The organism is Rheinheimera marina (genome assembly GCF_042654345.1).
GTDB lineage: Bacteria > Pseudomonadota > Gammaproteobacteria > Enterobacterales > Alteromonadaceae > Pararheinheimera > Pararheinheimera marina.
The window spans coordinates 507,721-521,954 of sequence record NZ_JBHSGB010000010.1; the positions used below are offsets into that span (position 1 = coordinate 507,721).

At 51.6% G+C, this 14,234-nt stretch carries 16 protein-coding genes and 1 other RNA gene; 4 read left to right on the forward strand and 13 right to left on the reverse strand.

The features are described 5' to 3' along the window. Positions 1-484 precede the first annotated feature (484 nt). From ACFO3I_RS11960 to smpB, 9 genes are all read right to left on the reverse strand, one after another. On the reverse strand, positions 485-832 hold the full coding sequence (locus ACFO3I_RS11960) for a hypothetical protein (RefSeq protein ID WP_377334212.1): 348 nt from the start codon (positions 830-832) through the stop codon (positions 485-487). A gap of 1,754 nt (positions 833-2,586) precedes the next feature. After that, positions 2,587-3,366, reverse strand: a complete 780-nt coding sequence (locus ACFO3I_RS11965) for a hypothetical protein (RefSeq protein WP_377334213.1) — start codon at positions 3,364-3,366, stop codon at positions 2,587-2,589. Further along, positions 3,366-3,938 (reverse strand): hypothetical protein, encoded by a 573-nt coding sequence (locus tag ACFO3I_RS11970; RefSeq protein ID WP_377334214.1) that lies wholly within the window; start codon positions 3,936-3,938, stop codon positions 3,366-3,368. The genes ACFO3I_RS11965 and ACFO3I_RS11970 overlap by 1 nt, the downstream gene beginning before the upstream one ends. A 9-nt stretch (positions 3,939-3,947) precedes the next feature. Continuing rightward, the gene (locus tag ACFO3I_RS11975; RefSeq protein ID WP_377334215.1) at positions 3,948-4,160 is read right to left on the reverse strand and encodes a helix-turn-helix transcriptional regulator; all 213 of its coding nucleotides are present in this window, start codon (positions 4,158-4,160) and stop codon (positions 3,948-3,950) included. A 106-nt stretch (positions 4,161-4,266) separates the two neighbouring features. Beyond that, complete coding sequence (locus ACFO3I_RS11980; RefSeq protein ID WP_377334216.1) at positions 4,267-5,136, reverse strand: hypothetical protein; 870 nt, start codon at positions 5,134-5,136, stop codon at positions 4,267-4,269. Continuing rightward, positions 5,136-5,414: a hypothetical protein gene (locus ACFO3I_RS11985; RefSeq protein ID WP_377334217.1), complete on the reverse strand. Its 279-nt coding sequence runs from the start codon at positions 5,412-5,414 to the stop codon at positions 5,136-5,138. Before ACFO3I_RS11985 ends, ACFO3I_RS11980 begins: the two co-directional genes overlap by 1 nt. 18 nt (positions 5,415-5,432) lie before the next feature. Beyond that, positions 5,433-6,668 (reverse strand): tyrosine-type recombinase/integrase, encoded by a 1,236-nt coding sequence (locus tag ACFO3I_RS11990; RefSeq protein ID WP_377334218.1) that lies wholly within the window; start codon positions 6,666-6,668, stop codon positions 5,433-5,435. A 217-nt stretch (positions 6,669-6,885) separates the two neighbouring features. Then, positions 6,886-7,244: a transfer-messenger RNA gene (gene ssrA / locus ACFO3I_RS11995) on the reverse strand. Between the two features lie 138 nt (positions 7,245-7,382). Continuing rightward, a complete protein-coding gene (smpB, locus tag ACFO3I_RS12000) occupies positions 7,383-7,865 on the reverse strand; it encodes an SsrA-binding protein SmpB (RefSeq protein WP_377334219.1) in 483 nt (160 codons plus the stop codon). 113 nt (positions 7,866-7,978) lie between these two features. On the opposite strand from smpB, the gene ACFO3I_RS12005 reads away from it, so the two are divergent. Together ACFO3I_RS12005 and ACFO3I_RS12010 are read left to right on the forward strand one after the other, a co-directional pair. Further along, the gene (locus ACFO3I_RS12005; protein ID WP_377334220.1) at positions 7,979-8,422 is read left to right on the forward strand and encodes a type II toxin-antitoxin system RatA family toxin; all 444 of its coding nucleotides are present in this window, start codon (positions 7,979-7,981) and stop codon (positions 8,420-8,422) included. Continuing rightward, positions 8,415-8,762, forward strand: a complete 348-nt coding sequence (locus ACFO3I_RS12010) for an RnfH family protein (protein ID WP_377334221.1) — start codon at positions 8,415-8,417, stop codon at positions 8,760-8,762. The genes ACFO3I_RS12005 and ACFO3I_RS12010 overlap by 8 nt, the downstream gene beginning before the upstream one ends. A gap of 59 nt (positions 8,763-8,821) precedes the next feature. On the opposite strand, the gene ACFO3I_RS12015 is transcribed toward ACFO3I_RS12010, so the two are convergent. The 3 genes from ACFO3I_RS12015 to nadK form a co-directional block, all read right to left on the reverse strand. Then, on the reverse strand, positions 8,822-9,175 hold the full coding sequence (locus ACFO3I_RS12015) for an outer membrane protein assembly factor BamE (protein ID WP_377334222.1): 354 nt from the start codon (positions 9,173-9,175) through the stop codon (positions 8,822-8,824). A gap of 126 nt (positions 9,176-9,301) precedes the next feature. After that, positions 9,302-10,969 carry a DNA repair protein RecN gene (gene recN, locus ACFO3I_RS12020; protein ID WP_377334223.1) on the reverse strand — a complete coding sequence of 556 codons (1,668 nt, stop codon included), beginning with the start codon at positions 10,967-10,969 and terminating at the stop codon, positions 9,302-9,304. 71 nt (positions 10,970-11,040) lie between these two features. After that, positions 11,041-11,922: an NAD(+) kinase gene (gene nadK / locus ACFO3I_RS12025; protein ID WP_377334224.1), complete on the reverse strand. Its 882-nt coding sequence runs from the start codon at positions 11,920-11,922 to the stop codon at positions 11,041-11,043. Between the two features lie 113 nt (positions 11,923-12,035). Here nadK and hrcA point away from each other — a divergent pair, with 113 nt between their 5' ends. Then, a complete protein-coding gene (hrcA, locus tag ACFO3I_RS12030; protein WP_377334225.1) occupies positions 12,036-13,079 on the forward strand; it encodes a heat-inducible transcriptional repressor HrcA in 1,044 nt (347 codons plus the stop codon). 29 nt (positions 13,080-13,108) lie between these two features. Beyond that, positions 13,109-13,675 carry a nucleotide exchange factor GrpE gene (gene grpE, locus ACFO3I_RS12035; RefSeq protein ID WP_377334226.1) on the forward strand — a complete coding sequence of 189 codons (567 nt, stop codon included), beginning with the start codon at positions 13,109-13,111 and terminating at the stop codon, positions 13,673-13,675. A 58-nt stretch (positions 13,676-13,733) separates the two neighbouring features. Here grpE and ACFO3I_RS12040 read toward each other — a convergent pair whose 3' ends face one another. Further along, the gene (locus ACFO3I_RS12040) at positions 13,734-14,132 is read right to left on the reverse strand and encodes a translation initiation factor (protein ID WP_377334227.1); all 399 of its coding nucleotides are present in this window, start codon (positions 14,130-14,132) and stop codon (positions 13,734-13,736) included. Positions 14,133-14,234: the final 102 nt, after the last annotated feature.

The following is a 14,234-nucleotide window of genomic DNA, read 5'->3' on the forward strand; positions in this document are numbered from 1 at the left end:
AGAAAAAGTTTTTGTTTTTGCTGGATAAAATCGGGACGCTGAAACCTGAAGTCATGCAATTGCGAATGTTTTGCATTGGTGTTGTTTGCTCTTCGTATCCTGCACATTTTGTCAGAGCTCTGGGTAGAGGGAGAGAGTAAAAGGAAGCTTGATTTTTAGCGGGCACCAGCGGCATGCCAGGTGCAATTATCGTTGCTGACACTGGCCAGTGGCGCTGCGGCTTATGCCACTTCCTTGTACGGCTCTGATGCCCGTTGACGCCGACGGTGCTCCCTGCCAATAACAGGCGTCAGTCACCTGGTGTTATTAACAAAGCGCCATTGCAGCGCTAGTTAAAAACAAAAACCCCTGTCATCTGACAGGGGTTTTGCATTGGGCTGGGGTCTATTGAACTTTGCGTTTAAGTGATTGTTTTATTGTGGTTTGTGTTGTTGTCTTTCTGTTGTGTACCCCCAAAAGTACCCCCATCTGTACGGTGTTACCATTAATTCAGGGCCAAAAATATTTTTTCTTGGAGTGAGATTTCAGCATAAAGCAGCACCAGCTTTTCGCTGTTCGTTAATACACCGCCCTTAATGTAACGCTTGTTGAGTACCCGACATTGTTCCTGGGAAAGCTGCTCTGTCATTTCGTCGATTAACTGAACCCATAGCGGGGTTTGTAACCTGGAGCTGAGGCTATGGCCGTTATATTGGTTTGTAGTGGCCCATATCCCGGTTTTAGCCTGCTCAATAACACTGGCAGTGGGTGACGTACTGCTAAAGCCTTTTGGTTGCTCCCGCTCTCTCCAGAACGTGCCCCAGGCTGTTAACTGTTTTCTCAGTTGCTTCACCGTTGCTTTCTCCTGTGTTGAGGGTAACGCCAATATACGCTGAGTGGTCAGGTGCTGGTGCTGGGGCAGGTTTTAATTTTATTTTTCGCGAAAATGAAAATCTGATGGAAGGGTCGGTGTCCGGGCCTATAGCTCCCAGAGAATCAGATCCCCCTTACCCCCAGGCTTCGGCGTGGCGCCTCCGACACTCACACCTGAGCGCCTAGGCCATACGAGCTTCTAAGCCCCTTTGATGCCCCTTCGATGCACTCACACCTGAGCGCCTAGGCCATACACCAATCAGGCCGAAAGGCGCTGGTGATTTCGTGTTACTGAACCTCTGCCCCCCTTGCTGGTGCTGCATTCTGCTGCGCAATACTTGGCGAAAACGAAAAGCCCCAAAACATTAAAATTCATTTACGTGTGAAACCGTGCGCGTTTTGCACCCGCGGTTTGAAGGGGGGTTGTCACAGTACCTTTTTACCTGGTGGCTACGTGCTGCATTTGCTCCGTACTGTCGGTGCATTTGCACCGGCTCCTGACTCGGTGCTCTCAGTGTGTTGCCTCTGGTGGTGGAGTGTGTGCGCCTTCTCATTGAGGTTCCGAATATTCCACAATGTAAAATTCCAATTAGCCTTATAAGCCACACGTAGCAGAGCTTGCAGCGATTCTGGGTTTTCGCCAATGCCTGCATACTGCCTGCGCTTTAAGTAGCCTTACGCTGTTGCGGTCGGGCCTGGGTTCTATGTCCTGTGCCATTACTGCTGCTGGGTTGCCTTGTGTTAGACCGGGTTTGTTATTGCAGAACGAAATATGACAAGCCGTGCTTGCTCTCAGATCAGGCTGGCGCGGCAGGTGTAGGGTGCCTGTAATGAAAAATGTTCCAGCTGTTAATCAGCAGATAGATAGGGTTCTTTGTTGTATAGGGCTGACGATGGTCGTTACCGAAAGGCTGAGCGTTTGTTTAATTTTTCTTGGACACAATCTTACTTATCTATCTTATTTATCTATCTTACTTATTTATCTTATGACACCGCAAAAATCGGCACTTCAACACCGCAAAAATCGGCACTTCAACACCGCAAAAATCGGCACTTCAACACCGCAAAAATCGGCATCGATAAAGGCTGAGCATTTGTGTGACAGGTGCCGGGAGTAACGGGGGGCGCTGCCTGTTTAAATTGTTCACCTAGTACAATTCACAAATCGCTGTAAGCCTTGCTGCGCGTGGGCTGGAAGCAATCAGTGATTTCGCCAATACCTGTATAGTACCTGTGGCGGCTGCTGTTGTTCGTGCGGGTTAACATGGCAACCTGACAGCTCTGGCGTGCTTATCGCGTCAATAACGCGTGGTCCACGCGTGCTATACGCGGTAGCTGCTTTTACCTCGTATTGGTTGCGCTGTTGACCTGGTGCGCTCGGCTGGTTTGAGCTGGTGTGCTCGGCTGGTTTGAGCTGGTGCCGGTGGTGGCATTTAACCGTGAACTAACCGTTAATGCCCTGAGCACTCTGGATTAATCCAGATAATTCTGGAGTGATGCTGAGCAGTCTGGACGGATTGCTAACAGCGTCCGTATGGCAAAGGGCTGAGCATTTGATCACTTTCCCCTGAGCATTTGTGTGATTGTCTTATGTTGTGGTGTTGGAAACTGTCACTTTGTGGAAGCTGGCGCTTTTGCTCCAGACAGTTGGTGCATTTGACCCTAACGGCTGGTGCATTTGACCCTGTTGCTGTGGTGCTTGGGGTTAATATTGCGGTAGTGGGGCAGGCGGACCTAGCCCCGTTTGAGTTGATCCAATTGGTCTTCTACATAGTCGTACTGCCAAAAGCAGTCCGGGTCTTCTAAAACTGCATTCAGCCCATTTTTGCGCTTTTCCTCCAAGCTGCGAAAGGGAGCCAGTAACAGCCTTTCCGGTGGCCCAGGTGGAATAACAATGGATTTTCGCTCCACATTCACCAGCACCAGCCCCGCGTTCTTTGCGATAGCGCTGAACTTACGCAATGAGTCAGAACCAACACCGCAATACCTGGCCAGCTCCGCTGCGCTTTGAAAATACCCCCAGCCACTTTCCCCGGTCTTACGTTCGTTAATATGAACTCTCCAGGCTAACCGGCATAGAAACCAAGCAAGCTCTGGAACTCTGACACCTGCATTAAGTTGCTTAGCCACGCCGATAAAGCTAATAGGGAACACCTGAGGATCGGGTGGGTCTAGGTTGTTCAGTTTTTTGCTGCTGCCGCCAGCCATGAAACTATCCCCCTTCGGATTGAGTGTGTATTTATTTGCACCAGCAACCAGCCTGCCATGTAAGCAGCGCCGGGTGCGCGCCTTGTTAATTATGGGCCTGAGTTTGCCTATGCTGCGGGCTACCGTGTCACAGGACACCGCAAACAGTTCTCCCCAGTATGCTTGCTCAACCCAGCGCTCCGGCTTTTCAAGACGCACCAGCCAGAAATACAGGTCTGCTGCGATTAAAGCCGGGAGTAAGCCAAACTGTGAAACGTGGGGTTCCTGAACAAACAGCACATCAGGCCGTTGTCGGGCTTTTATCATCAGGCACCATCGCTTAGCCATTGCTCGAAGTAAACAACGCCATTTGAAGCCATAGCCGCTGCTTTGGCTGCACTGGCTGTAGTGAATGGCCCGGCAATGGTCCGGTGTCCTTTGGTCATAGAGCGAACATAGAACGCCGCTTTTACGTTGAGTAGTGACGATATAGGTTCATGCTCAATGTCACTTAGTTGGAGCGGGGCCGCTTTTCGCTTTGTGCGCCAGTTATTCAGCAGGCGTAAGCCTGGTTCAAGCTCTGCCTGCGGCAAGCTGTAGCTGGTTAACTGGCAGCTCACCCCGCCGTAGCCTGTTGCGTCCGTCTTTTCCCGCACAACGTTCAGGTGGTGGCGGTTGGCCAGCTCACTGATCACACTGTTAAGGTGCCGGGCATTAATAGGTGGCTTCTCTGCCTGTTGGCAGGTTAACTGGCCAAGGCTGAGCAGGGCCAGCAACACCCGTTCATTTTGGGTGGGCAACAATGCCTTTGCTGTTTCTGGGCTGATGTGGGTAAACTGCTGGTGCTTTTCGTTTTGATTGATTGGGCTGCCGTTGGCGGCCTTATTTTTGTCTGTCATACCGCCCCCTTATGCCGCAACCCGGCCAGCTTCGGCCAGGCGTTCTGCTATCCACAGGTCAATATCACTTTCGAGCCATGCGACCCGACGCCCACCTACGGATACCGGGCGGGGAAAGGTGCCAGCGTTCATGTGGTTGTAGATGGTCGCTTTACAGAGGCTCACTCGTTGCAGCACTTCTGAGCGGCGGATCAGGCGTGGTTTGTCTTGCGTGTTGTTCATATTAAACCCCTTTAGGTTTGTTTAGCCTTCATGGGTATGGTGCTGTGATTGCTGACGCTAAGTCCCAAAGTTAGTGGGTAAAGATACGCTTAACTTGTGTAGTGGCTTAACTTGGGTTTTTGAGCCTGGTTTTTCTTGCCGACTTTGCTTTGCTTAAAATGTCAGCAAAGGCTTGTTGTGTGATTTCCGGCTCAATGATCTTTGCTTTTTGCAATTGCTGGTTAACCCATTCATATAACTTGTAAGGGTTATCAATTAGCGAGCTGTCTTCGCCCAGCACCAGCTCCAGCAGTGAAAGCACTAATTCAGCCCTCGGCGCGCTGTTTCGTTCTGCTGCTGCCTTGGCATTAGAAATGAGCTGCATTGCCGCTGGTGAGATTGTCGTTCCTTTGTTCTTAATTAATTGGCTACCTGTTGTTATTGACTGATAAATCTTGTCCAGTTCACTTTTTGTAATAAAAAGTTGGGAGGGTTCAATGGTGAAAGGAGCAAAAAATAAAAACTCTTCTTTTGTCTCTGGCTTAGTCAAAATCAAAAAAATTAGATCAACACTTCCTTGTCGGTATAGTTCATCTAAGCAGTTTTCAAGCACTTCAAACAAACCAAATAAGCTAACGAATTGCATTAATTCACTTTCGTAGCCAGGTTTTTGTTGTGAAGCGGCTAGTTTCGCTGGGTTAATATTTTTGTAAAAATCCTGGAAGCGGAAAGTATGCTTATCTGTAACCTTCCAATTGATTTCATTTCCTTGGTTGAAGCCGTCAATAGTCCTTATGTAATTCATTTGATCACTATTAAAGGTAGTGTAAGCCTTTAAGCCGGTTGCTTGATAATGCAGCTTTATTGCGTAGGTCGCCCCCCAGTGAAGCAAGTCCTCCACTTCACACTCAAGCATTCTGGCCGCACGATCAAGCCTGCAATATTCCACAGGTAACAGGGGTTGCAGCTTTCGCCTCTTGGCAGAACTACCGCGCATCAGATTATCGTCTCGCGAAAAACACCAGACTTACTGTGGTTTTGCTGGTGCTGCCTTGCTGTTTGTTCGTCATTAAATGGGCCTGCCAGCAAAGAGCCAGGCAAACACCCTTGCTCTATCTGGCGAACATAAAATAAGGCTTCTACCTGTTGAGCAATATGTGTGGTTTCGGCCAGCTCTGTAATCATTTGCAAAGCTACCTTTTCTTTTCGCTGGTTGATTGCCGGATTAAAGGACACAACCTCCATTCGACTGACATTGTTATCAATAGTCTGCATTGCTATAGCCTCTCTGAGTTAGTTGGATTTCTGGCCGAATCTAGCCGGAATTACGTTGGTACTGCTGGCGCTGATCCGCAATGTGTCCAGGTAGTCGGCCCATTGCTGCATCATTTCAAAACGCTGTGGTAAGTGTTTAGTCCGGTTGTAGGCTCGGCCATTGGCATCTTTAACGGCGTGAGCCAGCTGCTGCTCTATCCATTCAACGCGCATTCCCAGAACTTCATCTAGTAGCGTTCTGGCCATTGCTCTAAAACCGTGTGGGGTCATGGTGTCATTGTCATAGCCAAGCGCTCTGAGCGCGGTTCTGACTCCGTTTTCGGATAGTGGCCGGCTTGCCCCACGGGGGGATGGGAACACGTACTTGCCGTGCCCAGTTAATGGCCGTAATTCTTCCAGCACGGCCAGCGCTTGTTTACTCAGTGGGATGATGTGCGGCTGGCGCATTTTCATCTTTTCGGCAGGCAATTCAATTCGTGCTTGCTCAAAGTCTACCTCGGCCCATTCCAGCTGCCGCAGTTCGCCAGGGCGACAAAACAGCAAAGGTGATAGCTGTAATGCGGATTTCACAATGCTGGTGCCGCTGTACCCGTCTATTGCCGTTAGCAAGTGGCCAACGTCAGCGGGGGTTGTGATGGCAGCAAAATGAGTTTCGACCGGGTTCTTTAGTGCGCCTTTCAAGTCAGCGCTGATATCGCGTTCAGCCCGGCCTGTAGCAATGGCAAAGCGGATAACCTGGCCAGCTGTCTGTTTGGCTCTGTGTGCTGTCTCGATGGCACCCCGGCGCTCAATGCGTCGAAGGGTGGAAAGCAACTCAAGCGGGGTAATGTCGGCTATAGGCTTGCTGCCGATATACGGGAACAGGTCTTTTTCCAAAGCACTGCGCGTCCGATCTTGATGGGTCTTGCTCTTGTCTGTCATTTTGACCAGCAGCCATTCTCTGGCTACGGCTTCAAAGCTATTCGTGGCCGATTGGTGGCTGGCCAGTTTACGTGCCTGCTTTTCTGCGCTGGGGTCGATACCCTGGGCCAGCAGTTTGCGAGCTTCGTCTCTGGCAAGCCGAGCATCCTTTAGCGATACGTCAGGGTATACACCTAAAGCCAGTAGTCGCTCTTTGCCAACAAAACGGTATTTCATGCGCCAGTATCTGGAGCCGGACGGTTTGACCAGCAGGAACAGCCCCTTTTCATCGGAAAGCTTGTAGTCCTTGTCCTGGGGTTTGGCTTTGTCTACCTGTGTAGCTGAAAGCGGCATGTGCTGGCTCCGGTGTACTGGTTCTGGGCTAAAAACGTGAGGGGGTATCTGTTTGGGGGTACTGATTTACTGATACCCCAATGAACCCCCAGATATACCCCTAATTGTCGGGGGTATCTGCTAACCCAGAATAGACCTCTACAGAACACAAGGCAATAAAAAACCCCGCAGTGACGCGGGGTTCGTAGCCTGTTATAGACTTGCTTAGTCTTCGATGTGGTGGAGCTGGGGGGATTTGAACCCCCGTCCGAAAAACCTAGCCCATTGGTACTACATGCTTAGCCAGTTATTTGGTTAACCCTATGAGCGCCAGCTGGCAGGCTATCGTCGGGCGAGTCCGATTGGTTTTAGCATCTTGGCTCCGGACAAAGCCTCCATGCGATCCTGTTAGGGGTGATCTCCCAAAGTCCCGGCTTACAGGCATGCGCGGGGGGGAGAGCATCTACTGCTTATTAGGCAGCGATTGCGTAAGTTTCGTCGTTTGCGACTACTAGTTTGCGGCTTTTTTACGAGGCCTACCGCACCTCGGCATGCACCTCAGAGTTCGTGAATCCCGTCGAATCCAGAATCAGCCCCGAATTCAGGTGTTCATAAAACACTAAAGTTACAGCGGCATTTTACGCCGCCACTGCAGGGGCCACAACCAATAATTTGGTTTAGGCCTGCAGTTAAAGTCTATATGGTGATGAAATCACCAGTTTCAAGCACAGCAGCTTAACGGGCTGTGTGCTTCATCATACGTTCTTTTTCACGAGACCAGTCGCGGTCTTTGATGTCGTCGCGCTTATCAAAGGATTTTTTACCCTTGGCCAGGTAGAACTCCAGCTTGACCCAGCAGGCTTTCCAGTACATGGCTGTTGCCACCATGGTGTAACCATCACGTTCTTTGGCGCCAATCAGCCGGCTGATTTCCCTTTTATTCAGTAACAACTTACGTGAACGTTCCGGGTCACAAATGACGTGGCTGGACGCACTGTTTAATGGCTGAATTTGTGCACCAAACAGAAAGGCTTCGCCATCTTTTAAAATGACATAGCTGTCTGACAGGTTCACTTTGCCCTGGCGGATACTTTTAAGTTCCCAGCCTTGCAGGCTGATGCCGGCTTCGTACTTGTCTTCAAGGAAATACTCGTGCCGGGCTTTTCGGTTCAGGGCTATGGTGCCGCCCTGATTTTTAGAGTTCTGTTTTTTGCTCATGCTCAGAAATAAAAAGAAGCTGAAGAGTCCATCGCAATGGCTGTTGCCAGTCAGAGGCGTTGAGGCAAGGCGCAGATCTGTTACAATCGCCGCCTGCATTAAGGGGAGAGAGTATGCCACAAATTGAGCGCAGCGCACTGGTTTTTTACAGCGCCGAGCAAATGTACAATCTGGTAAACGATGTACCCAGCTATCCTGAGTTTTTACCAGGTTGCAGTAAAGCGGATGTATTGTCGCAAAGTGCGCAGCAGATGCGGGCTTGTCTGGAAGTAAAAAAGGCCGGGATCAGTCAGCAGTTCACCACCTGCAATACCTTGGTTCCCAACAGCGAAATTCGTATGCAGCTGGAGTCCGGCCCTTTTAAAGCGTTAAGTGGTGGCTGGAGTTTTGTGCCTTTAAACGAACAAGCCTGCAAGGTGGTGTTAAAGCTGGAGTTTGAGTTCTCCAACAGACTGGTCGAGTTTGCCTTTGGCAAGGTGTTTAACGAACTGACGGCCGCAATGGTGGGAGCTTTTACCCAAAGAGCAAAACAAGTGTACGGAGCCCCGAATGCGTGAGCAGATTGCCGTAGAAGTGGCCTACGCCACCCCGGAAAAACAAAGTTTATTAAGTGTCAGTGTGGCGGCGGACGCGTCAGTTCAGCAGGTGATTGAATCCTCAGGCATTTTGCGAATTCATCCTGAAATCGACCTGACGCAGAATAAAGTCGGGCTGTGGAGTCGCACCTGCAAGTTGACTGATACAGTCAAAGCAGGCGACCGGATTGAAATCTACCGGCCTTTGATCGCAGATCCGAAAGATATGCGCCGCCGTCGGGCCGAAAAAGCCAAAGAAGAAGGGCGGGCAGATAAAACTACAGGTGGGCGACCCCATGCTTCGGCCGAGGCTACGGAATAAGGACGGGTCACTCACAACGAAAAAGCCTGCCGAAGCAGGCTTTTTTAATGCGTCAGGTGTCAGATATCCAGCGGTGTATTGAATTGGGCTGGTTTATCAAAGTCACCAGAAATATCCAGTAACTTACCTTCCTGATCAAAACGGGCGACCAGCTGTTTCTCAAAGTTGCTGCCGCGGCCGCCTTTGAGTGAATAAAAATAGTGCCAGGTTTGGTCGTCGAAGGCGTTTTCTGCCACTGGGTTACCCAAAACAAAGCGCACCTGCTCTTTGGTCATATGCACGCGCAGTTTATCGATATCTTTCTGTTCCAGAAAATTACCTTGTGGAATGTCGATACGGTAAATCCAGCTGCTGCACGCAGTCAGGCTCAGGGCTGTTGCCAGCATCAGGGCGCGGGTTACTACAGAATTCATGGTCATCTTCATCTGAAAAAGTCTGGCGGCATCATACCGCAAGCTTGGGCTGAAATTAAAGTCCTTCTCTGACTGTGGCTTTTTACAGAAGTTCAGCGCTGATTATTTACATCAGGCTGCATGCGCTTAAGGCGCACACAGCAGCTCACGGGCATTGGCGATGGCACTGGCACTGACATTTTCGCCAGCCAGCAACCGGGCAATTTCCTGCACACGCTCTTCATCCGTTAAGGTGCGGATGCGGGTTTCTGTCGCAATACCATCAGTGTATTTTTCAACAAACAGCTGTTGATGCCCCTGGCTGGCCACTTGCGGTAAGTGCGTCACACAAATCACTTGTGTGTTATCACCCAGTTGCCGCAACAGACGGCCAACACCCGCGGCTACCGGGCCACTGATCCCCACGTCGACTTCATCAAAAATTAATGTCGGCGTGGTCACTTTATCAGCCAGGATCACCTGAATGGCCAGACTGATCCGCGACAGCTCACCGCCAGAGGCCACTTTGTGCAGAGCCTGCAGCGGCTGACCCGGGTTGGTCGACACCAGGAATTCCACCTGGTCCCAGCCTTCTTTGCCTGCCTTGTCGATGCCCATCGGCTCCACAGCAATATGGAAACGTGCATTGGCCATCGACAGTTCCGCCATACTGCTGGCGATGCGCTCTGATAAATCCAGTGCCGCACTCTGGCGTTGCTCCGTTAACTGCTGAGCCGCCAGCGCATACTGTTGTTGCGCCTGCAGTATGTCACTGTCAAGCTGATGCAGGCGTTCGTCATCGCCTGCCAGTTCAGCCAATTGTTGTTGCAGCAGTTGATGGTGCTCAACCAGCTGCTCTGCTGCGGTCTGATGCTTACGGCTTAATTGCAGCCACTGGCTCAGGCGCTGATCAACTTCCTGCAGACGCTCCGGGTCCACCTCGACTTTTTCACTGTAACGGCGCAATTCACGGCTGGCTTCCTCCACCTGAACCAAGGCGTCCTGCAGCATCTGATACATAGGTTGCAGTTCGGTATCCACGTCCAGGTAGTCTTCCAGCTGAGCGCTGGCTTGCCGCAGCAACTGATAACTGTTGCCATCGTCGTGGTCATACAGCAATTGCAGCGATTGCTGACTGGCCTGGATCAAACTATGGCTGTTGCTGAGTTTTTGTTGCTCCAGCTCCAGCTGCGGGAATTCGTCTTCGGCGGGGGCGAACTGGTCGAGTTCAGCCACCTGATACTCCAGTAACTGGCGCTGTGCTTCACGTTGTTGTTGGTTCTGTTGCAGTTCGCGGTAATCGGCTTTCAGTTGTTGCCACAGTTTATGCAGCTGACGGCACTGCGCCAGTGCCGTATGGCTATGGGCAAATGCGTCCAGCAACTGGCGCTGATAGTCGTTTTTCAGCAGCAATTGATGTGCGTGCTGACCGTGAATGCACAACAAGTGCTGACCCAGAGCTTTTAGTTGCTGGGCTGGAACCTGCACTCCGTTGATATAAGCCCGGGAGCGGCCTTCCGCGCTAATCACCCGGCGTACAATGCACTCTTGTCCCATGGCCAGGTCTTGTTCCTGCAACCAGTGTTTTGCGCTGTCCAGTGCAGACAAATCGAAGGTGGCAACAATGTCGGCTTTTTCGGCACCGGGGCGCACCACTTCACCATCTGCCCGTTCTCCCAGACACAAGGACAAGGCATCCAGCGCAATGGATTTACCTGCGCCGGTTTCGCCGGTAATGGTGGTCATGCCGGCGCGCCAGTCTAATTCCAGCGCGCGGACTATCGCAAAGTTACTGATGTGGAGATGGTTCAGCATTTTGGCCCCCCAAATTTAATTACTGTTAATTTATACAGTAATCTTGGTGGTCGCAAGCGGCTGTTGAAAATTTAATAAAGTTTGCTGCCCCAGCCCAGTTTACTGCGCAGTACTTTGTAGTAGCTGTAGCCTGGCGGATGCACCAGTGTAAGTGGTTTGGGGTGTTTACGGATGCGGATTTCATCACCTGGCATGACCGCCAGTATGACATGACTGTCGCAGCTTACCTGCAAGTGAGCATCATTGGCTGGCGAGACCTTTAGCAGAATTTCACTGGTGCCGGACACCACCAAAGGTCGGCTGCTTAAGGTGTGCGGAAACATAGGGACCAGGCTCATCGCATCCAGCTCTGGCGTCAGGATGGGGCCGCCACCTGACAGGGAATAAGCGGTTGAGCCTGTTGGCGTACTGATGATCAGGCCGTCGGAGCGCTGGCTGAACACAAACTCACCATTAATGTAGGCTTCAAACTCAATCATGTGAGCGACTTTGTCGGCGTGCAGTACGGCTTCGTTTACCGCCGTATTGCTGCTTTTCACGCTGTCATGCCGGTGCACTTCCACCTGCAGTAAATTGCGTTGTTCGGTGACGAAATTACCGGCCAGTACCTGAGTTAAAGGTTCAGCAAAGTTTTCCGGCGACAAGTCGGTCAGAAAGCCGAGATTCCCCCGGTTCACCCCAAGCACAGGCACACCAAAGCGGGCAAAGACCCGGGCTGCACCCAGCATATTGCCATCGCCACCCACCACTATGGCCAAGTCGCAGTCTTTGCCTAAGTCCACCAGGTCGCGGCTCAATGCCGGGTCAAGCTGCAGGGATTCAGCCACCCGCTGCTCTATCCGCACTTCAAGCTGGCGCTGCTGTAAGAACTGATACAGCGCCAATAAGGTGGCGTTGGCCCCTTCGTGGTTAGGTTTTCCAATCAGGCCTATTCGTCTGAAACTGCTGCTCATCTTCCTTTGTGATCCGCGCCTTTCAAGGTTCGGGCCAGTATAGCCGCAGTTGTCTGGCCCGGCAAAGGGGTTGATATTTTGGCCGTAGCCCCCACAATAGCCCGGTATTTCTAATGAAGTTGTGTGGTTACAGAGTGCAGCTAAGCAGGCCCGAGTTAATTTTAAAGCTGATTGTCGAGCAGTATCTGGCCGACGGTTTACCCGTTTCGTCCAAGCTGCTGGCTGATCATGATGAATTGGGAGTCAGCTCAGCCACGGTTCGTAACACCATGATGCAACTGGAGCAGCAAGGCTTTATCCGTTCGCCGCATACCTCGGCGGGTCGGGTACCAACCACCAGCGGCATCCGGTTATTTATCGATAAGATGCTGCAGTTTGAACCGGTTTCGAGCCGCTGGCAGGATGCGATCCAGACCCAATTGACACCGCAGCTACCGGTGTCGCTGTTATGTCAGCAAGCAGGTCAGTTACTGGCGGACTTAACGGGCCTGGTGAGTATTGTCAGCGCGCCCAAAGGTCAGGGCCGGGTGATCCGGCAGGTCGACCTGGTGCGGTTGGCCACCCAGCGTTTATTGCTGGTGGTCATAGACGAAGACGGCGATATCCTGCACCGGGTGTTGTACCACGATGACTTGATTGACCAGTCCGTGTTGGGGCGGGTGTTGTGTTTGCTCAATGCTGCATTGGCCGGTGAAGACTGGCTGGATGGCATCTCGCGGCTGGCGTTGCTGGCCCGCCAGGAATCCGGTGTGGTGCAAGTGCTGGTGCAAAATGCTCTGGCACAGTTGAGCCTGGATGAAGTGGCTCAGCATCAGCCGTTAATTTTTGGTCAACACCAACTGATGCAAGGGCGGGATTACCAGACCGATCCGGCGTTGCAGCAAGTGGCGGAAGTACTGTCTGACGCCTCTTGCCTGGTGCAATTACTGCGGCCAGTGACGCAGGATCAGCAAACCAAATTATTGCTGGGGCTGGAGTGTGGTATTGAACAGCTGGCCAAAGTCAGCCTAGTCTGCGCCCGCTACCGGGCCGAACCTCATGGTTTTATCGCGTTGTTGGGGCCAAGCCGGATGAACTATGGCCGCTTTGTGCCTCTGGTCGAAGCGGTCGCGCAGCGAATGTTTTTTAACTTGAATCATCTGAATCAATCCCCATAATAAGCGGACTTTGATTGGAGTAGTAACGAATGAGCGAGCAAGAGAAAGTGCAGACTGAACAACAACAGACGGCGGAGGCCGCAGCAGAGCAAGACAATGTGGAACTGACTCCTGAACAGGAGCTGGTGGCCAAACTGGACAGCGAACTGCAACAAAGCAAAGCCCAACTGGCGGAACAGCACGATTTAATGCTGCGTATTAAAGCCGAAGCGGACAACATTCGTCGCCGTGCGTCGATGGATATCGAAAAAGCGCATAAATTTGCGCTGGAAAAGTTTTCAGCCGATTTGTTGCCGGTTGTCGACAACCTGGAGCGGGCTCTGACCTTTATCAATCGTGAAGATGAAGCTCAAAAAGCGCTGGCCGAAGGGGTGGATTTAACGCTGAAAAGCCTGCTGGATACACTGGCCAAAAATGGCGTGCAGCAAATCGATCCGCAAGGTGAGCCTTTCAGTGCTGAGAAGCACCAGGCCATGTCGATGATCCCGAATCCGGATCTGCCAGCGAACACCGTAGTGTTTGTGATGCAAAAAGGCTTTGAGCTGAACGGCCGCCTGTTACGGCCAGCCATGGTTGGTGTTTCAAAAGCCGACTGATTTGGTGCAGTGGCGGGGCTTGCCCCGCCATCTGACGGCCGCACTTTTGCAGAAAGAGTTAACCTCCTGCCCATTTACAGCTGTAACCCAGTTTTTCCAGCTCTGCGACAATCAGCTCCCTGTTGTCACCCTGAATTTCAACCACACCATCTTTGACGGCGCCACCACAGCCACATTTTTTCTTCAGCAGTGCCGCAATTTCATTCAACCGCTGCGGGCCTTCTGTAATGCCGGCAATAGTGATCACGGCTTTGCCGTTGCGGCCTTTGGTTTCGCGTTTAAGCCGCAATTTGCCATCGGCAAAACCTTTTGCAGGCTCAGCCGGAGTTGCCGGCGTTTTGATCCGGCCTTGATCGGTGCTGTACACCAGACCATCGGCAGACGAGGTTTCTGCCTTGCTGTCGGCTCGGCCCAGTTGTTGTTGCCAGTCGGCTAAAGAGAGTTTGGTTCCGCTCATTGCCTGCTTCCTTCCAATTAAAAACGGCACGATAAACAAGCTGCCTTTGCGCTGCAAGCAGCTTATTGCACAACGACGGCAGAACCCTTGATTTCGGTCTAA